Origin of the sequence: Agarivorans sp. JK6 (assembly GCF_045277145.1) — a bacterium.
Lineage (GTDB): Bacteria > Pseudomonadota > Gammaproteobacteria > Enterobacterales > Celerinatantimonadaceae > Agarivorans > Agarivorans albus.
Map to the genome: position 1 here is coordinate 4,016,590 of NZ_CP113525.1, position 24,352 is coordinate 4,040,941.

Genomic DNA, 24,352 nt, shown 5'->3' on the forward strand with positions numbered 1-24,352 from the left:
ATTACTGCCCCTGCACAGTGACGCGTTTTACCGACACCTTGTCCAATTTGATTTTATATTGCTTACCCGCTCGGGCTAACACCACATAATCTTGGTGAAGTCGGCTTAAAGTAAAGCCGGAAATATTCTGATTTATTGCCACAAAGCGCTGATTAAGAATAGCGCCTGGTTGCTCACCACCGACAATAATTGCCTGTAAACTCGGTAAAGCTGCTCGCTTGGTGGTGCTAGTATGCTTGCTGCTGTTTGGTGGCGCGGTAGGATCGCTCAAAGAGCTAGCGTAGCCATTGCTAGCTATTAACGAACACCCGAACAATATCAAGCAAAGAGATTTAACCACTGATAAAGTCCTTATTGGTGCTTAAGGTATATATGTCGATAGTGATATCTGCCTTGGGATACTCGTCTACTTGATAATCAATTAGTTGCCACAAAAATCGCTGCGGAAGCTCTTCAACAATCTGTAAATACTTAAGTAATGGAAAATACCCGCCACTGAGTTTTAAGCGGATCCCATGACGATAGAAATTCAAACTATCGGGATTGCTTTCTTCACTACTTAATACTGGCTTTGGTGCTAAAGAGTCCATAGCCACTAATACTAAGCCTGGGCTTTTTTGCAATAACTGCTCGAGTACTTCCGCCATTTGCTCAACAGGAATCAAGCCAGCTTGCTGCTGCTCTAGTGACTGATCGATTTGCGCCAATTGTATTTTTAACTGTTTTAGCTGCCGGCTAATATCCTGATTAGGATCTTCACGTAATTTATTTTTACTAAACTCAATGAGATTTATATTTTCGTTATACTTTGCATTTGCTTGTACCAGCTCTTTTTCAGCTCGCGCCTGCTTTAAACTCGCAGGCTCTATCCACAGGTAATAACTGGGAAGCACTACAATAACCAAACCGGTGATGAAAATAAGTACCCGTTCTCGAAGGCTTAAGGCGGCAAAACGTAGCTGCCATTGTTGCCATTGCTCACTCACTGGCACCTCCTAGCATACGCTCGTCATGGTTAGAGCCGCTTAAACTGAAGTGCAATTGTTGTTGCTCATCGCGATAAATTTTTAAACCGGCAAACTGCTGCTGTGACAAATCAGGATAGTGTTTAAATTGCTTCAGCCATTTGGGCACCGCATCGCTACTAGTTGATTGACCAGCCAAAGCCATTTTGCCTCGCTGGATGCTAATTTGGGTTAGCCAAATCTGCTGGTCTTGAATAGATGCCAAGGCCGATAAAGAAGAAGAGAAGCCGTTGTTTGCATAACTTTGGCCTTGCAAGCGTTGCTCAAGCAGCCGTTTTAGTTTCAACTCTTGCTCAGCTAAGCTCAATTGCTGTTGCAATTTCGGGTCCACAGCTCGTTGTTCTATCGCTGCTTTTAGCTGAGCAAGCTGCTGCTCTTGCGAGTTAACTAGTTTACGTTGAGCGGCAGCCTTAACAACGGCGGAACCTGTTTGTTGCTGTTGCCAAAAACCCCACGCTAAAGCAATTATACCAACCAATAACCATAGTCCTACGGCTTGCCTTAAGGAACCACGCTCTGGTTTGGGTCTGAACTCTTCGGTATAGAGGTTAATCCTTGTTTTCACGACAGCACCCCTTCTTGTAAGCCGGCAAGAGCAGGGATTTTATAGTATTGGTCACTAGACTCTATCGCCGAGATATCCAACAAGGCGACGTTGGGGGTCAGATTCTGCTGTAGCTGTTGGGCTATTTCATCGCAAAAGCGGCTAGGAATGGCTAATTGAATATGGCTTACATCGGGCAGTTTCAAAGTGGCACTAATGTAGTCGATAGAACGTTGTAGCTCTAAACTTAAACTGTCGAAGAAAGTTTGAGTAAATTCAATCTCCTGCATTTTTCCTAAACCAGAAAATGCCCGCAGTTGCCGAGAAAAACACACTTGCCCTTGGCGCACTACTATCAGCTCTAAATCTCCGGCTTTTGGTTGCCACAGCAGCATTTGGCAACGGTCGTTGTTTTCCAACAAGTTAACTGCAGCCAACGTTTCAATTGTAATACCTTCAAGCTGAATATCTTGCTGCTGAGCTATTTGCACTAGCTGCTGGATAATCTGTTTACGCACACAAACAACATTCAGCTTTTCGCTAGCCATGGGAGTGGTAGGAGCTTGATAGTAATCGATAGCTAAATCGGGGATTTGTTCGGCAACCATATCTTTGATGGTCCAAGGCACTGCGCCAGCCAACTCTTCATCGGGAACGCTAGGCTTTTCAACCTGAAACTGTTGGTAGTGCTGGCTACCCAATACAAACACAATTTGATGGTCACTAGATAACTGAGCTTCCTTACATAAGCTCGCAAAGGCTGCGGGCCATTGCTCAATAGAATCAATAGCTTGCTCAAAGGTTTGTTCATTTTGGTTAGCCAGAACCAAAAAGTCAGGGCGCAAATAAGCACTACAACGAGTTTTTGCGGTGTTTCTTCGCCAAAACGCTAAGCCCATCGAGTCATTGTCCTTTGATGATATCCATGTCAAACACTAGTCATCTAGTCTAAACTTTTCTTTTATTTTTTAAAGCATTGGCCGACAAATATGTGCTAATTCTCAAGATTAAAAGCGGTATATCTAGTAACTGTAGATTAGCTATACAAATACCACACTTATTCATCAAATAAATCTAAGCTAAGTGTGAGTTAAATAGGCTCGGGTTTACTAAACAAAAAGCCTTGAGCATGATGAACGCCTAAACGCTGCAAAACTCGCCACTCTTCATTACGTTCAACTCCTACTGCCATCACTTGCACCCGACCTGCACAACTGGCTACCAATGAGCTCACTGCTAACTGATTAACTTGCCGCACTTGAATATCTCGAACCAAACTAGTGTGCAGTTTTAAGTATTCCAACTTAAGCTCGCTAATGTATTGAGTGCTAACAACACGCTGACCTGCGCGCTCAACAGCCAGCTTAATACCTTTTTTATTTAAGGCTTTTAAGCGTAGCATTTCAGTATCGTTGAGTTGCGATAGCTGGGTTTCAGGAAACTCCAGCACCAGCTTTTGGCATTCTTTAAATGGAACAGAAAATACCCATTGTAGTAAATCACGCATTACCGACTGCTTAATCACAGTCGCTATGTTTAAGTTAATACTAATGGGCTGGCGAGAGTATTTAACCTGTTGCATCGCAAATTTTAAGGCATGCTGATCAAAATCAGCCTGCAAACCACTTTTTTCAGCCCAAGGTAAAAATACACCCGCGTTAATCACTTCACCTTGGTAGTCGGTTATACGCGCTAGCAGCTCTTTGTAACAAACGCGTCCATCCTCATCAAAAACTTCTTGTTGATAATAGTGTAGCGCCTCATTACTTAGCACATGCTGCAGTAAGGTACGCCAGCGCACCGAGCCCTTGCCGGTTTGGGTAGAACTCAACTCGCGAGGGATGGCATACCAACCATTATGTCGCTGCATCTGCGCCACTCTTAAGGCATCCTCAGCTTGCTCAATAACCAACTGCGCGTTATCACCATATTCATAACCCGCAATACCGATGTAGAAGAAGTCATCGGCCTCGGCCACTTCAGGCAAGGGAATACGCTCGAGTAATTTTAAGATACCTGCGGCAGTGTCTTCCGCTTCATCCAAGGTAGATAGCGGCATTAACAAGGCAAAGGCATCGCCGCTATAGCGTGCTAGGTTCACATCAATATTACGGCGAGTGTACTGCTTTAAAGCCTCAGAGCTTTGCTGCAAAATTGCATCGCCTTCGTTACGTGCATATTGGTAGTTAACATCGTCCATGCCACGCAGATACACTAACAACACCGCGCCGGTGTGCGCATCGGCATCGCCAATCTCCGCTTCCAGCTGATTTAAAAAGTGAGTGCGATTAGATAACTGAGTAAGTTCATCAACAAAGGCATTATTGCGAATGATACAATCAAAGCGACTGCGTTCTTGGCGAGCTTCAATAAGTTGGGTGATCAACTGCTCAATCGCCTTACTTGCAGCATTGGGCCACTCTTTGCCACTGCCTTGCTGCACATCGCGCAGGCGACCTGCGAGAATTTGATTGCCGCGAGTTTGCAGCAATTCAGCACCGTACATAATGCTTTTTAGCCAGCGAAATACAGCGATTAATCCCAAGGCAACAATCAGCACACCACCACCAATACCTAACATTGCTTCAGGTTCATAGGTGAGCTGTTTAAAGGGTTGTTCTACCCAAATTTGAATAAAAAAATCAGGATGAGCCGCTAAGGGGTAACGATAAGGAATTAAGTTATTGCTATTGCCAGTGTAATTAAGCTCACGAAAGGTATAAATAACCCCGCCGCGATTAGCTACCTCAAGCACTTGAATATTATGAGCACGCAGCCAATTTGGTAACCATTGGGCAAATTCTGGCGTTTCTGGTTGAACACTCAGCTGTCCATCGATCACTTCAACGACAGAGCGCAGCTGATGCTGTTGCTGATTAAATGCCAACTGACGGAAGGTAAGCGCACCCCCAAGCAATACCAATAGCACTGCCACCACTACGCAGCTAATGGTAAATACTATGATCCGACTGGAAAATTTCATTAAGGGTGTTCCTCACCTTCAAGCTCTTAGTCGCACCATCCTTTGGTATGACCATTGCTTGAGTATATCAGTAAATTGCAAATAGCTTGGTAATCACAAACAAAAAGACCAGCCGAGGCTGGTCTTTAGCTCAAAAGTGACCAGATATTAGGGGCGTAGCATTCTCTCGCCACGGCTCATGCCACATACACCACTACGTACAACTTCTAAAATTTCAGTAGATTGAGATAGTGTCTTTAAGCAGGCATCTAACTTCGCGCTGTCACCACTTAACTGCATCACATACATGCTTGGTGTAACGTCGACGATTTGACCGCGGAAAATGTCACAAGTTCGCATCACTTCTTCACGGGTTGAACCCGCTGCACGCACTTTAACCAACATGATCTCACGTTCTACATGCTCAGCTTCGGTGAGTTCAGATACTTTTAGCACGTCGACTAGCTTGTTCAGCTGCTTAGTAATTTGCTCGATGGTGTTTTCATCACCAAAGGTACAAATAGTCATACGTGACAAGGTTGGGTCTTCCGTGGTTGATACAGTTAGTGAATCAATGTTGAAACCACGCTGTGAAAACAATCCGGTTACGCGAGACAAAGCGCCGGCTTCGTTTTCTAATAATACTGAAATAATTCGGCGCATTATGTTCTCTCCGTTTTGCTTAACCACATATCTTTCATTGATTCGGTTTTAATCTGCATTGGGTAAACATGCTCTTCAGGATCAACCATGATATCCATAAATACCACACGATCTTTCATCGAGAAGGCTTTCTCCATGGCTTCATCTAACTCATCGGGATGATTAACTTGCATACCAACATGGCCATAGGCCTCTGCTAGTTTCACAAAGTCAGGCACCGAATCCATGTAAGAGTGCGATTGACGACCATCGTAGAACATTTTTTGCCACTGCTTAACCATGCCCAGCGAACGGTTGTTTAGTGAAACAATTACTACCGGTACGTTGTATTGCAAACAGGTTGAAAGCTCTTGAATATTCATTTGAATCGAGCCATCACCGGTTACACAAGCAACAGTTGCATCAGGGAAAGCAAACTTAACCCCCATAGCAGCCGGGAAACCAAAGCCCATGGTGCCTAAACCACCAGAGTTAATCCAACGACGCGGCTTATCAAAGGGATAATACAAGGCAGCAAACATTTGGTGCTGGCCCACATCAGAGGTTACGTAAGCATCGCCCTTAGTAGCGCGATACATTGATTCGATCACTTGTTGCGGCTTAATTAACGTATCGCTTTTGGCGTAGTTTAAGCACTTACGGCTGCGCCATTCTTCAACTTGTGCCCACCAATCTTTAAGACTGTCAGCATCGTTTTTAGCGTCAGTTTCTTTAATGCACTCAAGCATTTGATCGATAACCGAATCAACCGAGCCAACAATGGGAATGTCTGCACGGATCGTTTTCGAGATAGACGTTGGGTCTATATCAATATGCAAAATAGTGGCATTAGGGCAGAACTTCTTCACGTTGTTAGTTACACGGTCATCAAAGCGTGCACCTACGGCAAAAATAACGTCTGCATTATGCATCGACATGTTGGCTTCGTAAGTACCATGCATACCCAACATGCCCACAAAACGTGAGTCTGTAGAAGGGAAGGCACCTAAACCCATTAAGGTTGAGGTAACCGGCATGTTGAATATTTCAACTAGCTTGCTAATTTGCTCGCCCGCTTCAGCCATAATTGCGCCACCACCAATGTATAACACTGGTTTTTCGGCTTCGGCTAAGGCTTTAACCGCTTTCTTAATCTGCCCTTTGTGACCAGTTAGCGTTGGGTTGTAAGAACGCATACTAACTGACTTAGGATATTCATAAGGGAACTTAAGTAGAGGGTTTTGAACATCTTTAGGCAAGTCGATAACAACCGGACCAGGACGACCAGTAGATGCGATGTAATAAGCTTTTTTGATAGCCGCTGGGATTTCCTCGGCCTTTTTAACTAAAAAGCTGTGTTTTACTACGGGGCGCGAAACGCCGATCATGTCGGTTTCTTGGAAGGCATCTTGGCCAATCAAGCCTGTTGGTACCTGACCAGATAACACCACCATTGGAACCGAATCCATATAAGCCGTAGCAATACCGGTAATGGTATTTGTAGCGCCAGGTCCAGAGGTAACCAATACCGTACCTACTTCACCAGTTGCTCGTGCATAGCCATCGGCCATGTGCACAGCAGCTTGCTCGTGCCTTACCAATACATGTTCAATATCGCTACTATCAAACAGTGCATCATATACATCTAATACTGAGCCACCAGGGTAGCCAAAAATGTGTTTAACACCCTGATCTTGCAAACAGCGGACGACCATTTCGGCGCCGGATAACTTCTCCATGTTCAAGCCTCCAGGCTTTATTTATTGTAATTGTGGGGATAACTCTATTGTGTTGCGGGAAATGGGACTTAATATCCTGTCTTCCAAGGCTAGCACTTTAACGTTTCTTTACCCCCAGCGTCTACGCTTTTGTCTGCTCTTTCTATTCTTTTAAGCAGCTAATCATATAAAACAGCTCAAGCTTCTCGTAGCCACTTAAGAGTTATCTTCTAAGCAAGGCACAAAAAACCGGATGATAAGCAAGTTAACACCCGGTGATTCAGCACTACCTTAAAGCACTTAACTACTTAATAGTATCATGCTCTTCTGTTAGCCAAATTTGCTGCTCAGGATCAGAATCTTCACTCAGGGAGATACTCACCCCCATGTCGTACAGCTCTTGGATGGTCATATTGTTAGCTAGCTCCATGACCTCACCGTCTTCATTAGTAAAACGCATATTCCCTCCAAATCGTTTACCCAGACACTTTTATTTTAGTCAAGGATTCTGCACTTACCGTGCTGTCGCTCATGATATTGGCCATCAATAATTGACTCGCCGCCGGATAACTCACTTGCTGCCACATTTCACGCGCCATAGCATCTAAATCTTGCCAAGTATTGTTTCTAATGTGCTCTGCCAGAATGTTGGCCACATCGGGATAATATACCGGCTCACTTTGATCTAGCTGAAGCCATGAATCTAGTATGTAAGGTTCTAGGCTTTCGGCTATATGTGCCAGGCCCAAGCTTTGCAAAGTATAGGCATTGGTAACTTGTTCAAACTGGCCAAATAATGGCTTAACCAACAATTTTTTACCTGCCGCCATGGCTTCTGACGGTAGTTCAAAACCAGCATTACAAAAAACTCCGGCACAGCTGCGCAAATTCTCAAGAAAGTTCTCCCGGTGAATGGGTTGCAACTCTAAGTTCCCATCATTTTCTGCTTGCTTAATTTCCGGGTGAAAACAGACAAACTGATAGCCGGTAAAGCGGGTTAACAAGGGACGGATTTGCTCAAGCGACTCAAACGGCAAATACACCAGAATTTTGCCATTGTTGCTTAGTGCATCCAGCTTCTCCACTAAGGGCGGCGCAATAGTTTGCTTAAAGTCGCACCAGTGAACACCGAGGTTATATTCACATGGTGCAAAATTACGGACTAATAATCGATTCCATAAGCCCATCTCTTTAGTGGGAATGTCATGTAAAAAGGCTGCTTGGTGAGAGATAGATATGCTGGTTAAACCTTGCTTTTTGGCCGCCCAAGCACTCACCGGTTCAAAGTCATTAATCAGTAAGTCGTAACCAGACAAATCAAGTTCGGCAAGGTCTTTGCGAAATTGTTTTAAAGAAAGATCCTTGAAAGTAGCCCATTTATCTATTTTGCCGCCCTGATGATGAAAACTAATTCCCTTAAGGCTTTTGTATTCACCAAATTCTGCCACTTCGGGCGCTTTGCCAACCCTCCCTGACATCAATACATCTACCTCGATGCCTTGCTTTTTTAAAGCGCTACATAGCAAACGAGCTCGCGTAATGTGGCCGTTTCCTGTTCCTTGTACACCATAAAGAATTCGCATTATTTGGCTTACCTAATTAATACCGTAAACAATTAACAAACCTAAACTGGCACCCGCGATAACGTCGCTAATAAAGTGCACCCCAAGCAATACTCGAGAGCAGGCGACCAAACTCGCCCAGGTAAAAGCAACACCTGCCCAAGACGGAAATATCTGAGCCACGCTGCCAGCCATCACAAAGGCCCCGGCACTATGGCCAGAGGGAAAGCTAAATCGATCGGAAGGGCGAATAAACACCGGTAAAGCTTGTGGTCGGTCTCGTCGGAAAATTTGCTTAAGCAGCAGATAGCACATTAGTTCAATAACAAATGCAGGTAAGGCGAGACTCCAAAAGGCGCCGGCATATGAAGTGAAGGCTATAATGCCACCAAACAAGGCATAGTAGTAACCATCACCGGAATGCGATACTACTCTGGCTAGGCGGGCCACCTGTGCATTAAAGCGGTGCCCCAAACAGGTTGCTGAGATTGCATAATCCCACTGGCTCAATCGTTGTAACATACCAAGCTCCTTCTCGTGCTTTTCCACAGACTGGATAAAATGCTTTACCGAGAAATGAAACTAATTTTACAAATCCATGACAAAGACCCACTTGGTGACAAATTACACAAGTAGAGCTAGGTGCTTTTACTGCAGAATTAAAATAGAACGGAGCCCAGTAATAGAGCTAGAGTGTGAGATTAATTGACTCAGCGTGGGGTAAAAAGCGCCTCTCCTTGAATAACCAGCCTCGCTTCAGCTGGCGGCTTGTTCGCGTAGCTAAGCATGGTTGTGGCTAATTGAGCTGCTTCGATACCACGCCAGCGCCGCAAAGGTGACAAGTTAGCGGAGAATACCGGTTGCAGCGCTGCCACTACTTGCTCAGGAAAACGCACCTGTGTGCGCTCGCCTAGCAATGGCCCAGGGCGAAACAGCATTAAGTGTTTAAAACCAAGGCAAGCTAGCTGATTCTCTAATTCTCCTTTTATGCGTAAGTAATGAGAAGGAGACTTGGCGTTTGCGAACAAAGACGAGATAAGCAAACAGCCTTCAACATGATTGCGCTTTGCCGCTGTGGCAAAAGCTAAAGGAAGTTCTAAATCAATGGCTCGCATTGCGGCTTTGCTGCCGGCTTGGCTAAGCGTAGTGCCAATGCAAATAAACAGGGTGTGGCCTTGAATAAGCTGCTGCCAACTGTCTATCTTGGCAAAATCTACAACATGCTCCTCCAGTTTATCCGCATTCACACCCGTGCTTTTGCGGCCAAATACCCGCACTTTATCCCAACTTTCATCCGCTAATAGTTGCTCTAGTAAGGCACTTCCAACTAGGCCTGTAGCACCAATTACAATTGCAGTTTTAGTCAATTTATCTCTCCTGATTCACGCTAAATTCATGCCACTACATTTGCTGTTAGCCAGTTTGCCGAGAGCTTGTTAAACTAGCCGAAAACTTGTGCACAGAAAGGCCTAAAACAATAATAAGCCTAATCGTAAACTTGTGCAGTGAAGCAAACACAAATAACAATAGACAAGGATTAATGAATGTCTGACCTAGTCAAAATTTTTGATACCACCCTACGAGACGGTGAGCAAGCGCTGGCTGCCAGCTTAACAGTAAAAGAAAAGCTGCAAATTGCCTTTGCCTTAGAGCGCTTAGGTGTAGACATTATGGAAGTAGGTTTTCCTATTTCGTCACCTGGTGATTTTGACTCAGTGCAAACCATTGCGCGTGAAATCAAAGACTCAACGGTTTGTGCACTATCGCGCGCCTTACCCAAAGATATTGATGTAGCTGCCGAAGCCTTGAAAGTGGCAGATGCTTTTCGAATTCATACCTTTATCTCAACCTCAACTGTACACGTTGAAAGCAAACTAAAACGCAGTTTTGATGATGTGCTTGAGATGGCGGTAAACGCAGTAAAACACGCGCGTAACTATACCAATGATGTTGAGTTTTCTTGTGAAGACGCAGGACGAACTCCTATCGACAACCTATGCCGCATGGTAGAAGCGGCCATTAAAGCAGGCGCAACTACGGTAAACATTCCTGATACCGTGGGTTATACCGTACCTAGCGAATTTGGCGGTATTATTTCTACCTTATTTAACCGAGTGCCTAATATCGACCAAGCGGTAATATCCGTTCACTGTCACGATGACCTAGGTTTATCGGTAGCAAACTCTATTTCAGCGGTACAACAGGGCGCACGCCAAATTGAATGTACCTTAAACGGTATTGGCGAGCGTGCGGGTAATTGTTCGCTAGAAGAAGTGGCTATGATCATCAATACCCGTAAAGATCAGTTAGGCGGTCTAGGTACTAACATCAAATCTCAAGAAATTTACCGTGCCAGTCAATTGGTAAGCCATTTGTGTAACATGCCGGTGCAAGCCAACAAAGCCATTGTGGGCAGTAACGCCTTTTCTCACTCTTCTGGCATTCACCAAGATGGCATGCTGAAGAACGAAAATACTTACGAGATTATGACGCCAGAGAGCATAGGCTTAAATAAAAATAGCTTAAACCTTACCTCTCGCTCTGGTCGCCACGTAATTAAACATCGTATGCAAGAACTAGGTTACAGCGAAGAAGACTACAAGCTAGATGAGTTGTACGACAGCTTTCTAGAACTGGCTGATCGTAAAGGACAAGTATTCGACTACGACCTTGAAGCCTTAGTCTTCTTCAATAATCTACAAGATGAATCAGAACACTACCGTTTAGAGTATTTAAGCGCACAAAGTGGCTCGGACGTTGTTTCCACAGCCACAGTTAAGCTGATAGCTGGTGAAGAAACCATACTAGAAGCGTCTACAGGTAATGGTCCTATCGATGCGGCTTACCGCTGTTTACGTAAAATCACTGGTTACGACATTAAGATAGACGATTACACCATCGAAGCCGCTGGCGGCGGAACGGCAACCGCCGAGAAAACCGATATTAAAGACGCCTTAGGTAAAGCGGATATCGTAGCCAATTACCAAGGACGAAAATACCATGGTATGGGTTTAGCTACTGACATTGTAGAAGCATCGGCCAAAGCTTTTGTTCACGTGCTTAATCATATTCATCGCGCCGAGCAAGTGGCAAAACAAAAGCAGTCTAAATTGGGCTAGCATCTAAACAACCGGAGTCATCATGAAAAGATTATTACTGTGCTTTATCATGATCTCCGGTTGCCTTTCGTTGTCCGCTCAAGCAGAACAGCTTCGCTTTGAAAGGAATGCCGGACACTACAACTACCTTTGGAAGGACTACCAAAACAATACTCAAACGCTTAGTTTTAGCCTATTAAACTATCCACATAAACTCACCAAATTTACCCAATATCGTCCCGAGCAAGCTCAGCAATATGTACTAAGCAAGCTCAAGCCTAGTCTGCGTAAAATAGATCCCAAACAAGCCAAAGTGAGCTTTAATACTCAACACGGTCAGCTGAGTTATCAACTACAAGGAAATGACCAGGAGTTTATTCAAGAGCTATCAGAAAAACTCGGTAAAGAAGTGCAGCAGCATTATCAAGACTACTTAACTAAGCACTATTTTGTAGAAAAACAAACTGCCGATGGCGCGATGGGAATAATGCCCGACCATAATAGGCTTGCCCAAGAAAGTGCAGAGTATTTATTTAGCTGGCTCAATAACAGTTTGAATCAACTCGAAGACCAAGCCAAGCAACGGGAAGTGAGCAATTACCTACTAAGTTTTGTTCAGTCCATTCCTTATAGCGAACTGCGTTCAAAGGATCGTTTACGCGGAGCAGGTTTTCTCACACCTATTCAGGTAATTAGAAATAATGTGGGCGACTGTGACAGCAAAACAACCTTGCTAGCCAGCGCCTTGAAGACCCTCTATCCACGCTTAGATGTTGCCATTATCTATGTGCCTAATCATGCTCTGCTTGCATTAAATATGGCACCACAAGCTGGTGATGAAACTGTAAGAATAGAAGGGAAGCAGTATGTATTACTAGAACCAACCGGGCCGGCCTTGTTCGAGCTAGGAAAGGTGGCAAAAGAAAGTGCCCAGTACATTCATTCAGGTTTGTATACCTATCAACAAATGGACTGGGTTCCACCAGAATTTAAGAGAGAGAAGTAAACTCTACTGCGTAGTCAATATCACCATCTCCGGCGCAACGAACCACTTTACCTTTGGCGCTAAAAGGCGCAACACCCTCACCGCTCAAAGCCACTTCAACTTCGTCGCCAATAGCGAGCTTTACGTCTTTAACACTAATGCCCATACCAGTTGCACTTAGGTCTTTACATAAACCAGCATAACGCTGTTGACCAACCACAATTCGCAACTCTGCGTTAATTAGCATACGGTGAAATGCACGCTTGTTTGCTTCTCCAATCATGTTCTACCTTCTATAGTTTTTCTTCTGCAAACGAGGCTAAACGGCTCCTTACCACCCCATTTAAATACACATTTGCACTACCATCAAAATCTTTAAAACGCTCTACAATGTAGGTTAACCCTGAAGTAACGGCCGACAAATAGTTGCTGTCGATTTGCGCTAAGTTACCACAGCATACCAATTTGGTTCCTTCGCCGCAGCGGGTAATAATAGTTTTAAGCTGGGAAGCTGTTAAATTTTGACATTCATCTAAAAACACAAATGCGTTTTGAATACTGCGTCCACGCATAAAGTTTACCGATTTGAATTGAATGTTAGCCTTCTCCATAATGTAATTCATAGAGCCAGACATAGACTCATCGTGTTTATGCAACACCTCTAGAGTATCGGTAATCGCTGCCAACCACGGAGCCATTTTTTCCTCTTCAGTACCCGGCAAAAACCCTATAGATTCAGCAATTTCCGGGGTATTTCGGGTAACAATAATTTTGTCGTAGATACCTTTTTCCACCACCATTTCAAGCGCAGCAGCCATCGCTAATAAGGTTTTACCACAGCCCGCTGGGCCAGTAAGAATCACCAAGTCAATATTAGGATCGAGCAAGGCATCAAACGCCATACCTTGATAGATGTTTTTGGGATGAACTCCCCAAGCATGTTTGGCCATCAAGCGCTCATAACCCAAGTCGAGCAATTCGACATTTTGCTCGTCTTTTTTAACCACTCGCGCCGCAAAGCTTTCGGTGTCATCGATGATGTATTGGTTTACATAACAAGGGCCAAGAATTTCGGCGTCAATCACATGGTGGGTATCTCGCCCTTCTGAACTACTTTCACAATCTTTAACTCGCCCCCAAAAGCTACCTTCTAACTCAGTGAAGCCTTTTGCTAGCAAACGAATATCGTCGATTAGCTGGTCGGTTCGATAGTCTTCTACACGCTCTAAGCCAGCACCTTTTGCTTTCAGGCGCATATTAATGTCTTTAGTTACCAACACCACCTGACGAGGAGCATGTTTGTCTTGCAAGTAAATAGCTGCGTTGATGATACGATTATCCGGCTCATCGGCAGTAAAGTTTTGTTGGTTCTTTTCAAGTGTATGATCTGCAAAAATCGACAACTTACCACTCACTTGGTTATCAGCATCATTCTTCAGCTCTACACCATTTACAATTTGCTCTGGTGAGGCTGATGCAAATACGTCTTCTAATGAACGAATAGCCACTCGCGCATCTCTGCTAACGTCTTTTTGCCTATCTTTAATTCGATCTAATTCTTCTAGGACAGTCATTGGAATAACGACGTCATGTTCTTGGAAAGAGTATATTGCGAGGGGTTCGTGCAGCAGCACGTTAGTGTCGAGAATGAACAGTTTACTTGGAGCGTTATTTTCCATATTTGCCCTCCATAGGCCAACAGGCGATGTGAGAAGTATTGCAAACGTTCAATCTCAGGCTAATTCATCCAGATCGGCTTTACAAACTTTTCCACACCTTTAACCCACCGAGTGCTGATTTATTAATCAAATATAGAATTAAGGAAATCGGCTTAATGAAAAGATTTACCTGAAAGGAGAGCTATATGAGTATTGAGTTTAGAAATAAATCACAGGCAATAAAAAAGCCCTCGTCGTCAGACGAGGGCTTAGTATGAGAGCCTGGCGGTGACCTACTTTCACATGGGGAAGCCCCACACTATCATCGGCGCAGTTGCGTTTCACTTCTGAGTTCGGCATGGAGTCAGGTGGGTCCACAACGCTATTGCCACCAGGCAAAAACTGTTGTCTTTAACATTCGAAAAAGCTGAAACATCTCATGAGCACTAACAAGTATTCATGGTTTCTAAAATAAAGTATCTATAAGCAACACCCTTTAGGTGTTGTATGGTTAAGCCTCACGGGTAATTAGTACAAGTTAGCTCAATGCCTCACAGCACTTACACACCTTGCCTATCAACGTTGTAGTCTCCAACGGCCCTTCAGAGGACTTAAAGTCCTAGTGAGAATTAATCTCGAGGCCTGCTTCCCGCTTAGATGCTTTCAGCGGTTATCAGTTCCGAACGTAGCTACTGGGCAATGCTATTGGCATAACAACCCAAACACCAGCGGTTCGTCCACTCCGGTCCTCTCGTACTAGGAGCAGCTCCCCTCAATTCTCAAACGCCCACGGCAGATAGGGACCGAACTGTCTCACGACGTTCTAAACCCAGCTCGCGTACCACTTTAAATGGCGAACAGCCATACCCTTGGGACCGACTTCAGCCCCAGGATGTGATGAGCCGACATCGAGGTGCCAAACACCGCCGTCGATATGAACTCTTGGGCGGTATCAGCCTGTTATCCCCGGAGTACCTTTTATCCGTTGAGCGATGGCCCTTCCATACAGAACCACCGGATCACTATGACCTACTTTCGTACCTGCTCGACGTGTCTGTCTCGCAGTTAAGCTGGCTTATGCCATTGCACTAACCGTATGATGTCCGACCATACTTAGCCAACCTTCGTGCTCCTCCGTTACTCTTTGGGAGGAGACCGCCCCAGTCAAACTACCCACCAGACACTGTCCGCAATCCCGATAAGGGACCAACGTTAGAACATCAACACTACAAGGGTGGTATTTCAAGGTCGGCTCCACGTCATCTGGCGACAACGCTTCAAAGCCTCCCACCTATCCTACACATGTAGGGTCAATGTTCAGTGTCAAGCTGTAGTAAAGGTTCACGGGGTCTTTCCGTCTAGCCGCGGGTACACCGCATCTTCACGGCAATTTCAATTTCACTGAGTCTCGGGTGGAGACAGCTTGGCCATCATTACGCCATTCGTGCAGGTCGGAACTTACCCGACAAGGAATTTCGCTACCTTAGGACCGTTATAGTTACGGCCGCCGTTTACCGGGGCTTCGATCAATAGCTTCGCTTGCGCTAACCACATCAATTAACCTTCCGGCACCGGGCAGGCGTCACACCGTATACGTCATCTTTCGATTTAGCACAGTGCTGTGTTTTTAATAAACAGTTGCAGCCAACTGGTATCTGCGACTCTCAGCAGCTTAGGGAGCAAGTCCCATCACCATCAAGAGCGTACCTTCTCCCGAAGTTACGGTACCATTTTGCCTAGTTCCTTCACCCGAGTTCTCTCAAGCGCCTTGGTATTCTCTACCCAACCACCTGTGTCGGTTTGGGGTACGGTTTCGTATAATCTGAAGCTTAGAGACTTTTCCTGGAAGCAGGGCATCAACCACTTCGTGTCCGTAGACACTCGTCATCAACTCTCAGCGTAATGTAAACCCGGATTTGCCTAAGTTTACCGCCTACTGCCTTTCACGTGGACAACCATCGCCACGCTGGCCTAGCCTTCTCCGTCCTCCCATCGCAATTATACGAAGTACAGGAATATTAACCTGTTTCCCATCGACTACACTTTTCAGTCTCGCCTTAGGGGCCGACTCACCCTGCCCTGATTAACATTGGACAGGAAACCTTGGTCTTTCGGCGAGGGGGCTTTTCACCCCCTTTATCGTTACTCATGTCAACATTCGCACTTCTGATACCTCCAGCAATCCTTACGAATCACCTTCAACGGCTTACAGAACGCTCCTCTACCGAGCATGCAAGCATGCTCCCGTAGCTTCGGTGGTATGTTTAGCCCCGTTACATCTTCCGCGCAGGCCGACTCGACCAGTGAGCTATTACGCTTTCTTTAAATGATGGCTGCTTCTAAGCCAACATCCTGGCTGTCTAAGCCTTCCCACATCGTTTCCCACTTAACATACACTTTGGGACCTTAGCTGACGGTCTGGGTTGTTTCCCTTTCCACGACGGACGTTAGCACCCGCCGTGTGTCTCCCGAGTAGTACTTGATGGTATTCGGAGTTTGCAAAGGGTTGGTAAGTCGGGATGACCCCCTAGCCTTAACAGTGCTCTACCCCCATCAGTATTCGCTCGAGGCGCTACCTAAATAGCTTTCGAGGAGAACCAGCTATCTCCCGGTTTGATTGGCCTTTCACCCCCAGCCACAAGTCATCCGCTAATTTTTCAACATTAGTCGGTTCGGTCCTCCAATTGGTGTTACCCAATCTTCAACCTGCCCATGGCTAGATCACCGGGTTTCGGGTCTAATCCCAGCAACTATGCGCGCAGTTAACACTCGGTTTCCCTACGGCTCCGCTATTCGCTTAACCTTGCTACTGAAATTAAGTCGTTGACCCATTATACAAAAGGTACGCAGTCACCCCACGAAGGGGCTCCCACTGCTTGTACGTATACGGTTTCAGGTTCTATTTCACTCCCCTCACAGGGGTTCTTTTCGCCTTTCCCTCACGGTACTGGTTCACTATCGGTCAGTCAGGAGTATTTAGCCTTGGAGGATGGTCCCCCCATATTCAGACAACATATCACGTGTGCCGTCCTACTCGATTTCACTTAAAGTAGATTTTCATGTACGGGGCTATCACCCTGTATCGCCATCCTTTCCAGAATGTTCCACTAATCACCTAAAAGCTTAAGGGCTAATCCGGGTTCGCTCGCCGCTACTACCAGAATCTCGGTTGATTTCTTTTCCTCCGGGTACTTAGATGTTTCAGTTCCCCGGGTTCGCCTCGCAACGCTATGTATTCACGTTACGATACTGCATAAAATGCAGTGGGTTTCCCCATTCGGAAATCCATGTCTATAACGTCTTTTATCGACTTAACATGGCTTATCGCAGATTAACACGTCCTTCATCGCCTCTGACTGCCAAGGCATCCACCGTATACGCTTAGTCACTTAACCATACAACACCTAAATGTTGTCGCTTAAATCACTTGAATGGTCAGGCTGTATAAATCCTGCCATTCGAGTACGATCACCTTATTTTTGAATACCAAGAACACTTGTTATTAAACTCATATTCTTGAGATATTTTTTATCAGCTTTTCCAAATTGTTAAAGAGCAATTGGTTCCTTAGAAACCAAAGCTAAGCACTATATAAACAAATGCTTAGCTTTGTATTCTCAAACCAGTGAGAGAAAATGGTATCCCGTAGGGGATTTGAACCCCTGTTACCGCCGTGAAAGGGCGGTGTCCTAGGCCTCTAGACGAACGGGACACTGCAGTAGCTGTTCTCGTTGGTTCTACACCACACTAGAACTTCTCTCTTTTCTTTTTCATCAAGCAATCTGTGTGAACACGTCACAAAACCTAAGCATCATAATAAGGAGGTGATCCAGCCCCAGGTTCCCCTAGGGCTACCTTGTTACGACTTCACCCCAGTCATGAACCACAAAGTGGTGAGCGTCCTCCCGAAGGTTAAACTACCCACTTCTTTTGCAGCCCACTCCCATGGTGTGACGGGCGGTGTGTACAAGGCCCGGGAACGTATTCACCGTAGCATTCTGATCTACGATTACTAGCGATTCCGACTTCACGGAGTCGAGTTGCAGACTCCGATCCGGACTACGACATGCTTTTTGGGGTCCGCTTGCTCTCGCGAGTTCGCATCCCTCTGTACATGCCATTGTAGCACGTGTGTAGCCCTGCCCGTAAGGGCCATGATGACTTGACGTCGTCCCCACCTTCCTCCGGTTTATCACCGGCAGTCTCCCTAGAGTTCCCACCATTACGTGCTGGCAAATAAGGATAGGGGTTGCGCTCGTTGCGGGACTTAACCCAACATCTCACGACACGAGCTGACGACAGCCATGCAGCACCTGTATCTGAGTTCCCGAAGGCACCAAACCATCTCTGGTAAGTTCTCAGTATGTCAAGGGCAGGTAAGGTTCTTCGCGTTGCATCGAATTAAACCACATGCTCCACCGCTTGTGCGGGCCCCCGTCAATTCATTTGAGTTTTAACCTTGCGGCCGTACTCCCCAGGCGGTCTACTTAATGCGTTAGCTGCGTTACCCACGAGTTAAACTCACAGACAACTAGTAGACATCGTTTACGGCGTGGACTACCAGGGTATCTAATCCTGTTTGCTCCCCACGCTTTCGTACATGAGCGTCAGTTTTTGTCCAGGTGGCCGCCTTCGCCACTGGTATTCCTTCAGATCTCTACGCATTTCACCGCTACACCTGAAATTCTACCACCCTCTACAAAACTCTAGCTTGCCAGTTCCAAATGCCATTCCCAGGTTGAGCCCGGGGATTTCACATCTGGCTTAACAAGCCGCCTGCGTACGCTTTACGCCCAGTAATTCCGATTAACGCTCGGACCCTCCGTATTACCGCGGCTGCTGGCACGGAGTTAGCCGGTCCTTCTTCTGTCGCTAACGTCAAAGATAGCAAGTATTAATTACTACCCCTTCCTCACGACTGAAAGTGCTTTACAACCCGAAGGCCTTCTTCACACACGCGGCATGGCTGCATCAGGCTTTCGCCCATTGTGCAATATTCCCCACTGCTGCCTCCCGTAGGAGTCTGGGCCGTGTCTCAGTCCCAGTGTGGCTGATCATCCTCTCAAACCAGCTAGGGATCGTCGCCTTGGTAAGCCATTACCTTACCAACTAGCTAATCCCACTTGGGCTAATCTTTACGCGAAAGGTGCCGAAGCATCCCCTCCTTTGGTCCGAAGACATTATGCGGTATTAGCAGTCGTTTCCAACTGTTGTCCCCCACGTAAAGGCATATTCCCAAGCATTACTCACCCGTCCGCCGCTCGTCATCTTCTAGCAAGCTAGAAATGTTACCGCTCGACTTGCATGTGTTAAGCCTGCCGCCAGCGTTCAATCTGAGCCATGATCAAACTCTTCAATCAAAAGTTTTTTCGCTCAAAGTTAAAAACTGAAATTATTACTGTGTTTTACAGTGCAAGACTCCAGTTCACTTAAGCTTAATTTTTTCGCTTAAGGTCCTGTGAGTGCTCACACAGATTGCTTGATAAATTGTTAAAGAGCGTTGCTTCGTTGCCGAAGCGAGGTGCGCATTCTACGCTTTCCTCTGTGGCTGTCAACCGCTTTTTAATATTAATTAAGAAGAAGTTTTTCAACCGGCTAACTCAGCCCTAGGCCTTGCTAACCCTGACGTAGCCTTGCTTCGCTTTAGCGCGCTGCGTGCCGTGTCAGTGGAGGTGCATTATAGGGATCGATTCTCGCGGCGCAAGCGTTTTTTGAAGAAAATCACAGAAACACGTTTAAGTGTTCAGATAGTAGGCAGGCGCTGTATTTATTGGCGATTTTATCTACGTTTATAGGCGTTTTATTGCAATGATCTTTGGCGCCCAATAAACATTATCGATGCGCGAAAAGATCACACCTTTAGATGTGGAGGCATGGAGAAAGTGATTTTCATCGTATACCACACCCACATGCCGCACTTTATAACTGGTTTTAAAGAAAATGAGGTCGCCAGTTTGAATGTTGTTTAGTGATACAGCCTTTCCTTGTTTTAGTTGTACTTCTGTTGTTCGCGGCAAAACTTGATTATAAACGTCTATATATAGGTGCTGAACAAAAGCGGAACAATCTATACCTGCATTGGTTGTTCCCCCAAGTTGATAGGGTGTTCCTTGCCATTGCTTATGAACTTGCAACATTAGTTGTTGTGTTGCCGTAGCATTTTTAGCTAGGCCAACATGTGAAGACTCGCTCCCTTGCTTAGCACTACAGGCCATGAGCAAATAACAAACGAGTAAAACTGCTAAGCAATTAGAAGTAGCTGCGATTCTAAGCATTAAACTCGCTACCTTTACTTAGGGCGTTGAATAGAAAAGCTATTGCCATTTGCCCAATACTCGCCACCACCCAATCGCCCTAAGGGATTAAGTTTATTGGTATCTAAAGTGATACGCCCTTGCACTTCAGTCACAAACTGCTCTTCTATATATAGGTGCAATACTTTAAGCAGTATCATTGCTTGAGGTGTATACCCCACTTTATGCATTTCATATAGCTCGCAAGCCATGGCAATTGGGGCGTTAGTAAGCCTTGGTAGAGAAAAGCTATCAAACTGGGTTAAGCCAAGTTGTTGGAGCTCTATTTCTGACTCGCCATGCGGCAACGTTTTTGCCGACTCGGTGACTTGCTCGGCCTGGGTTGCGCTTGCGATATGTACTACACAATGTTTACGTTGTTCAATATTAACTTTGGTATCTTTGTCACTGCCATCTGGTTTTTTACCCACCGAAAGCATCATCAGAGGTGGATTAGAACTAACGGCTGTAAAATATGAAAAAGGCGCTAAGTTATAAGAGCTAGGCTCTCCGTTGTCGCTAAGCACCCAAGCTATAGGGCGAGGCACTACTGTTTGAGTCATGCAGTGGTATATCTGATTAGCACTTAAACTTGAAAAATCGATGTACATCTAAGCTCTTCCTATATGCCGATAATAGGTTTGAATAAAAAGAAACCCGCAACTGCGGGCTTCAAGCACTAGTATAGAAAGAAAATATCAGCTTTCGCCAAGAACTTCAGCCAATGCCGCTAAACATAAACTCACGTTCTCTTTGCGGGCAGCATAACCCATTAAACCTATTCGCCATGCTTTACCAGCAAACTGACCTAAACCCGCACCAATCTCTAAGTTATAGTTATTAAGCAACTTAGCGCGAATTGCAGCTTCGTCTACCCCGTTGGGAATTGCCACTAAATTTAGCTGGGGTAAACGACAGCTTTGATCCACCATCAAATCTAGGCCTAACTCAGCTAGACCATCGGCCAACTGACTGTGCATATCGGCGTGTCGCCGCCAAGATTGTTCTAAGCCTTCTTTATATAGGGCCAGCAATGACTCATGTAATGCATACAATGCAGTAACTGGCGCAGTATGATGGTAAGAACGCTTTTGCTCCCCAGACCAGTAGCCCATGACTAAGCTTTGATCTAAAAACCAACTTTGTACTTTGCTGTTTCGGCTAGTTAACTTACTAACTGCCGCTTGGCTAAAACTTACCGGTGATAAACCGGGTACACAAGATAGACATTTTTGACTACCAGAGTAGATAGCATCTATGCCCCATTCGTCCACTTTCACGGGGATACCCGCAAGAGAGGTAACGGCATCAACAATGGTTAGACAGTTGTGTTGTTTCGCTAAGGCACATAAGGCTTGAGCATCAGAAGCTACGCCAGTAGATGTTTCTGCGTGAACAAAGGCCAGAATTTTAGCGTCGGGATGCTGTTCAAGTGTTTGACTCACTTTCTCTATAGAAACGGCTTCTCCCCAGCTGTCTTCTACCACCACTGGAACACCACCACAACGTTCTACATTTTCCAGCATGCGTTGACCAAATACGCCATTAATACACACAACAACTTTATCACCTGGCTCAACCAAGTTAACAAAACAGGTTTCCATGCCTGCAGAGCCAGGCGCGGATACGGCAAAGGTGTGAGCATTTTGGGTTTGAAATGCGTACTGCAACAAAGCTTTAATTTCGTCCATCATGTTCACGAACAAAGGATCTAAATGGCCAATGATAGGGCGGCTTTGTGCCTGCAATACTTGTGGAGAAATATCTGAAGGCCCTGGTCCCATCAAAATTCTACGAGGAGGGTTAAAAGAGCTAATATCCATGAAAGCATGTCCTTATATTTAATCTAATTATTTATTGTAATTATGAGTGTTGCGTAATTACTCTAACATTCAGGTAGCAACAATTGAACACAAAACAGCCAGAAGCATAAGCCTTTGAGTGATCTTTTCACTAAGCCCATAAACCCCATACACATCTCATTTGGTATTTGTAAAAAACCTAAAAAGACAAATACAACTAATAGAAAGAAGCTAATAAAAACGAGTATTTATTAAACTAACCATTCTATAATCCAAGCAAAATATGAATAAGATCTTTAACGCTACCTAAACAACACTCAAACACAACAAAATTCACATAAAAGCAACATTAGAATCTTCATAAAAGATCAAAAACCACCATCGACAAATTGATCTAAAACAACAAACACACCGAAATCAAAAACCACCCTAATAGCTTTTAAGTAAAAGGCATTAAGCCACCTATCCACTACAAAATTCGTTATAGAATAATTACTCAAAGGCAATGCTATTAGAGCTACAAAAAAACCAAACTGCAGAATCGCGCCGATTCTGGCTTAGCAGCTTAATAAACACACAAAAAAGGTTAAATACTTAAAGTTCCCCATATTAACAAATCGTAAAAAAAGAATAATTATTCATGATTTATTCACGCTAAAATTCCGCTCTCAAAAACCAGAATAAACATTAGTTTTTCTAATGATTAAGTTGCAGTTTTACTTGTTTGAGAAGGCGAATTTTCAGATCTATTATTGCCCCATCAACTGAGATGAGGTCTTACATTATGAGCACTAACGTAAATTCAATTGGCAACAACAAAAATACTTCTTTCTTCCAACAACTTGTTGAGGTTTACCACCTTTGCAATACATGGATTTTGCGTCAAAAAACACGCCGTCAGTTAGCCCAACTACCAGCTTACTTACTACGTGACATTGGTTTAAGCGAAGCAGACCGCTACCAAGAATCACGCAAACACTTCTGGGAAAACTAAAGCTCCTTTAACGCTTTTCGCCAAGGACCTCAGGCTCATTACAAACGGCATGCTGCTTTGCACATGCCGTTTTTGTTTTTTCTTGCTACCATTCGCTTTTCAATTTCCACGCAATTAAAACCACTATGCAAACTCAAGCCGCTAACCTTATTGTTGTATTAGGCCCTACTGCTTCAGGTAAAACCCATCTAGGTGTAGAACTAGCACGCCGTTATAAGGGTGAAGTGCTATCGGCAGATTCACGCCAAGTATATAAGGGTTTGGATATAGGCTCGGGAAAAGACTTAGATGAGTACCAAGAGATCCCCTACCATCTTATTGATATTGTAGAGCCCGACACCGAGTACAGTGTATTTCACTTTCAGCGAGACTTCTTCGCGGCTTATCAGCAAATAAAACAAGCTAACAAACTACCGATTATGGTAGGCGGTACCGGCTTATACATCGACGCAGTAACCCAAAACTATCAGCTACACGAAGCACCAGTAAATAAAGCCCTTAGGGATGAGCTGGCTGCACTAAGCCTAGAACAGCTGCAGCAACGTTTATTGGCACTCAAGCCAGAACAGCACAATAGTACTGATTTAACTGTGCGGCCTCGTTTAGTAAGAGCGATAGAGATAGCCGAATCGGATAAAACAGTTGAACCACAAAGCCAGCCCAAGCACCCAAGGATCAATCCACTTTATATGGGCATTCGGTGGGAACGCTCAGTACTAAGAAAACGCATTACCCTGCGCTTAAAGCAGCGTTTAGAAGAGGGCTTAATTGAAGAGGTACAAAATCTTCATAGAGATGGCGTGAGTTACAGCAAACTAGAGTTTTATGGTTTGGAGTACCGCTTGGTCGCTCAGTATTTACAAGAGCAGCTCAGCTACAACGATATGTTTCAAAAGCTTAATTCTCAAATCCATCAGTTTGCTAAGCGCCAAGATACTTGGTTTAGAAAGATGGAGCGCCGTGGTGATACCATTCATTGGCTGGATCCTCAGCAAAGCCTGGTAGAACAAGCAGCAAAGTTAGTAGAGCCACAACTAGAAAGCTTAAGTGCAGAGCTGTCTTAAACCAA

20 protein-coding genes, 1 tRNA gene and 3 rRNA genes are annotated in these 24,352 nt (G+C 44.9%); 4 read left to right on the top strand and 20 right to left on the bottom strand.

The window, feature by feature from the left end:
- Position 1 precedes the first annotated feature (1 nt).
- The 11 genes from OV592_RS18495 to OV592_RS18545 all read right to left on the bottom strand — a co-directional run bounded on the left by OV592_RS18495 (position 2) and on the right by OV592_RS18545 (position 9,820).
- The gene (locus OV592_RS18495; protein WP_406609618.1) at positions 2–340 is read right to left on the bottom strand and encodes a hypothetical protein; all 339 of its coding nucleotides are present in this window, start codon (positions 338–340) and stop codon (positions 2–4) included.
- Complete coding sequence (gspM, locus tag OV592_RS18500) at positions 333–986, bottom strand: type II secretion system protein GspM (protein WP_406609619.1); 654 nt, start codon at positions 984–986, stop codon at positions 333–335. Before gspM ends, OV592_RS18495 begins: the two co-directional genes overlap by 8 nt.
- Positions 979–1,590 carry a PilN domain-containing protein gene (locus OV592_RS18505; protein ID WP_040306924.1) on the bottom strand — a complete coding sequence of 204 codons (612 nt, stop codon included), beginning with the start codon at positions 1,588–1,590 and terminating at the stop codon, positions 979–981. The genes gspM and OV592_RS18505 overlap by 8 nt, the downstream gene beginning before the upstream one ends.
- The gene (locus OV592_RS18510; RefSeq protein WP_152780680.1) at positions 1,587–2,468 is read right to left on the bottom strand and encodes an MSHA biogenesis protein MshI; all 882 of its coding nucleotides are present in this window, start codon (positions 2,466–2,468) and stop codon (positions 1,587–1,589) included. Before OV592_RS18510 ends, OV592_RS18505 begins: the two co-directional genes overlap by 4 nt.
- Before the next feature lie 191 nt (positions 2,469–2,659).
- On the bottom strand, positions 2,660–4,552 hold the full coding sequence (locus tag OV592_RS18515) for an EAL domain-containing protein (RefSeq protein WP_040306923.1): 1,893 nt from the start codon (positions 4,550–4,552) through the stop codon (positions 2,660–2,662).
- A gap of 147 nt (positions 4,553–4,699) precedes the next feature.
- On the bottom strand, positions 4,700–5,194 hold the full coding sequence (gene ilvN / locus OV592_RS18520; protein ID WP_016400709.1) for an acetolactate synthase small subunit: 495 nt from the start codon (positions 5,192–5,194) through the stop codon (positions 4,700–4,702).
- Complete coding sequence (locus tag OV592_RS18525) at positions 5,194–6,912, bottom strand: acetolactate synthase 3 large subunit (protein ID WP_152780684.1); 1,719 nt, start codon at positions 6,910–6,912, stop codon at positions 5,194–5,196. Before OV592_RS18525 ends, ilvN begins: the two co-directional genes overlap by 1 nt.
- Before the next feature lie 283 nt (positions 6,913–7,195).
- Complete coding sequence (locus tag OV592_RS18530; RefSeq protein WP_194164074.1) at positions 7,196–7,351, bottom strand: hypothetical protein; 156 nt, start codon at positions 7,349–7,351, stop codon at positions 7,196–7,198.
- Positions 7,352–7,367: 16 nt separating this feature from the next.
- On the bottom strand, positions 7,368–8,474 hold the full coding sequence (locus OV592_RS18535; protein ID WP_406609620.1) for an MJ1255/VC2487 family glycosyltransferase: 1,107 nt from the start codon (positions 8,472–8,474) through the stop codon (positions 7,368–7,370).
- 12 nt (positions 8,475–8,486) lie between these two features.
- Positions 8,487–8,975, bottom strand: a complete 489-nt coding sequence (locus OV592_RS18540; protein WP_016400705.1) for a phosphatase PAP2 family protein — start codon at positions 8,973–8,975, stop codon at positions 8,487–8,489.
- Between the two features lie 188 nt (positions 8,976–9,163).
- Complete coding sequence (locus OV592_RS18545; protein WP_406609621.1) at positions 9,164–9,820, bottom strand: NAD(P)H-binding protein; 657 nt, start codon at positions 9,818–9,820, stop codon at positions 9,164–9,166.
- Between the two features lie 177 nt (positions 9,821–9,997).
- Between OV592_RS18545 and leuA the strand changes: the two genes are divergently transcribed.
- On the top strand, positions 9,998–11,572 hold the full coding sequence (gene leuA, locus OV592_RS18550) for a 2-isopropylmalate synthase (protein ID WP_152780690.1): 1,575 nt from the start codon (positions 9,998–10,000) through the stop codon (positions 11,570–11,572).
- Positions 11,573–11,594: 22 nt separating this feature from the next.
- Positions 11,595–12,557 carry a hypothetical protein gene (locus OV592_RS18555; RefSeq protein ID WP_406609622.1) on the top strand — a complete coding sequence of 321 codons (963 nt, stop codon included), beginning with the start codon at positions 11,595–11,597 and terminating at the stop codon, positions 12,555–12,557.
- Here the strand turns inward: OV592_RS18555 and OV592_RS18560 are convergent.
- From OV592_RS18560 to OV592_RS18600, 9 genes are all read right to left on the bottom strand, one after another.
- On the bottom strand, positions 12,541–12,819 hold the full coding sequence (locus tag OV592_RS18560; RefSeq protein ID WP_152780694.1) for a PilZ domain-containing protein: 279 nt from the start codon (positions 12,817–12,819) through the stop codon (positions 12,541–12,543). The two genes, OV592_RS18555 and OV592_RS18560, sit on opposite strands and share 17 nt — an antisense overlap.
- Before the next feature lie 10 nt (positions 12,820–12,829).
- On the bottom strand, positions 12,830–14,215 hold the full coding sequence (locus OV592_RS18565) for a PhoH family protein (RefSeq protein WP_338622310.1): 1,386 nt from the start codon (positions 14,213–14,215) through the stop codon (positions 12,830–12,832).
- Positions 14,216–14,474: 259 nt separating this feature from the next.
- Positions 14,475–14,590: ribosomal RNA gene (gene rrf, locus OV592_RS18570) — 5S ribosomal RNA — on the bottom strand.
- Between the two features lie 111 nt (positions 14,591–14,701).
- Positions 14,702–17,589, bottom strand: a 23S ribosomal RNA gene (locus tag OV592_RS18575).
- A 241-nt stretch (positions 17,590–17,830) separates the two neighbouring features.
- Positions 17,831–17,906, bottom strand: a tRNA-Glu gene (locus OV592_RS18580).
- Positions 17,907–18,011: 105 nt separating this feature from the next.
- Positions 18,012–19,554 (bottom strand): 16S ribosomal RNA (locus OV592_RS18585).
- Together the 16S, 23S and 5S rRNA genes with 1 tRNA gene alongside form the textbook arrangement of a ribosomal RNA operon.
- A 429-nt stretch (positions 19,555–19,983) precedes the next feature.
- Positions 19,984–20,469 carry a C40 family peptidase gene (locus OV592_RS18590; protein WP_406609623.1) on the bottom strand — a complete coding sequence of 162 codons (486 nt, stop codon included), beginning with the start codon at positions 20,467–20,469 and terminating at the stop codon, positions 19,984–19,986.
- 14 nt (positions 20,470–20,483) lie between these two features.
- Entirely contained in the window at positions 20,484–21,098 is a 615-nt protein-coding gene (locus OV592_RS18595; RefSeq protein WP_406609624.1) for a flavin reductase family protein, read from the bottom strand.
- A gap of 87 nt (positions 21,099–21,185) precedes the next feature.
- Entirely contained in the window at positions 21,186–22,310 is a 1,125-nt protein-coding gene (locus OV592_RS18600) for a pyridoxal-phosphate-dependent aminotransferase family protein (RefSeq protein WP_406609625.1), read from the bottom strand.
- A 763-nt stretch (positions 22,311–23,073) separates the two neighbouring features.
- Here OV592_RS18600 and OV592_RS18605 point away from each other — a divergent pair.
- Positions 23,074–23,283, top strand: coding sequence for a DUF1127 domain-containing protein (locus tag OV592_RS18605; protein ID WP_016403762.1), 210 nt, complete (start codon positions 23,074–23,076; stop codon positions 23,281–23,283).
- A gap of 125 nt (positions 23,284–23,408) precedes the next feature.
- Positions 23,409–24,347, top strand: a complete 939-nt coding sequence (miaA, locus tag OV592_RS18610) for a tRNA (adenosine(37)-N6)-dimethylallyltransferase MiaA (protein ID WP_406609626.1) — start codon at positions 23,409–23,411, stop codon at positions 24,345–24,347.
- The last annotated feature ends 5 nt before the right edge of the window (positions 24,348–24,352 follow it).

What these genes read in the sequence shown, in the direction of transcription:
- OV592_RS18530 (WP_194164074.1), bottom strand. Translation starts at nt 7,351, where the DNA reads ATGCGTTTTACTAATGAAGACGGTGAGGTCATGGAGCTAGCTAACAAT.
- OV592_RS18590 (WP_406609623.1), bottom strand. Translation starts at nt 20,469, where the DNA reads ATGCTTAGAATCGCAGCTACTTCTAATTGCTTAGCAGTTTTACTCGTT.
- OV592_RS18565 (WP_338622310.1), bottom strand. Translation starts at nt 14,215, where the DNA reads ATGGAAAATAACGCTCCAAGTAAACTGTTCATTCTCGACACTAACGTG.
- OV592_RS18540 (WP_016400705.1), bottom strand. Translation starts at nt 8,975, where the DNA reads ATGTTACAACGATTGAGCCAGTGGGATTATGCAATCTCAGCAACCTGT.
- OV592_RS18595 (WP_406609624.1), bottom strand. Translation starts at nt 21,098, where the DNA reads ATGTACATCGATTTTTCAAGTTTAAGTGCTAATCAGATATACCACTGC.
- OV592_RS18605 (WP_016403762.1), top strand. Translation starts at nt 23,074, where the DNA reads ATGAGCACTAACGTAAATTCAATTGGCAACAACAAAAATACTTCTTTC.
- miaA (WP_406609626.1), top strand. Translation starts at nt 23,409, where the DNA reads ATGCAAACTCAAGCCGCTAACCTTATTGTTGTATTAGGCCCTACTGCT.
- OV592_RS18535 (WP_406609620.1), bottom strand. Translation starts at nt 8,474, where the DNA reads ATGCGAATTCTTTATGGTGTACAAGGAACAGGAAACGGCCACATTACG.
- OV592_RS18600 (WP_406609625.1), bottom strand. Translation starts at nt 22,310, where the DNA reads ATGGATATTAGCTCTTTTAACCCTCCTCGTAGAATTTTGATGGGACCA.
- OV592_RS18555 (WP_406609622.1), top strand. Translation starts at nt 11,595, where the DNA reads ATGAAAAGATTATTACTGTGCTTTATCATGATCTCCGGTTGCCTTTCG.
- OV592_RS18510 (WP_152780680.1), bottom strand. Translation starts at nt 2,468, where the DNA reads ATGGGCTTAGCGTTTTGGCGAAGAAACACCGCAAAAACTCGTTGTAGT.
- OV592_RS18515 (WP_040306923.1), bottom strand. Translation starts at nt 4,552, where the DNA reads ATGAAATTTTCCAGTCGGATCATAGTATTTACCATTAGCTGCGTAGTG.
- leuA (WP_152780690.1), top strand. Translation starts at nt 9,998, where the DNA reads ATGTCTGACCTAGTCAAAATTTTTGATACCACCCTACGAGACGGTGAG.
- ilvN (WP_016400709.1), bottom strand. Translation starts at nt 5,194, where the DNA reads ATGCGCCGAATTATTTCAGTATTATTAGAAAACGAAGCCGGCGCTTTG.
- OV592_RS18560 (WP_152780694.1), bottom strand. Translation starts at nt 12,819, where the DNA reads ATGATTGGAGAAGCAAACAAGCGTGCATTTCACCGTATGCTAATTAAC.
- OV592_RS18525 (WP_152780684.1), bottom strand. Translation starts at nt 6,912, where the DNA reads ATGGAGAAGTTATCCGGCGCCGAAATGGTCGTCCGCTGTTTGCAAGAT.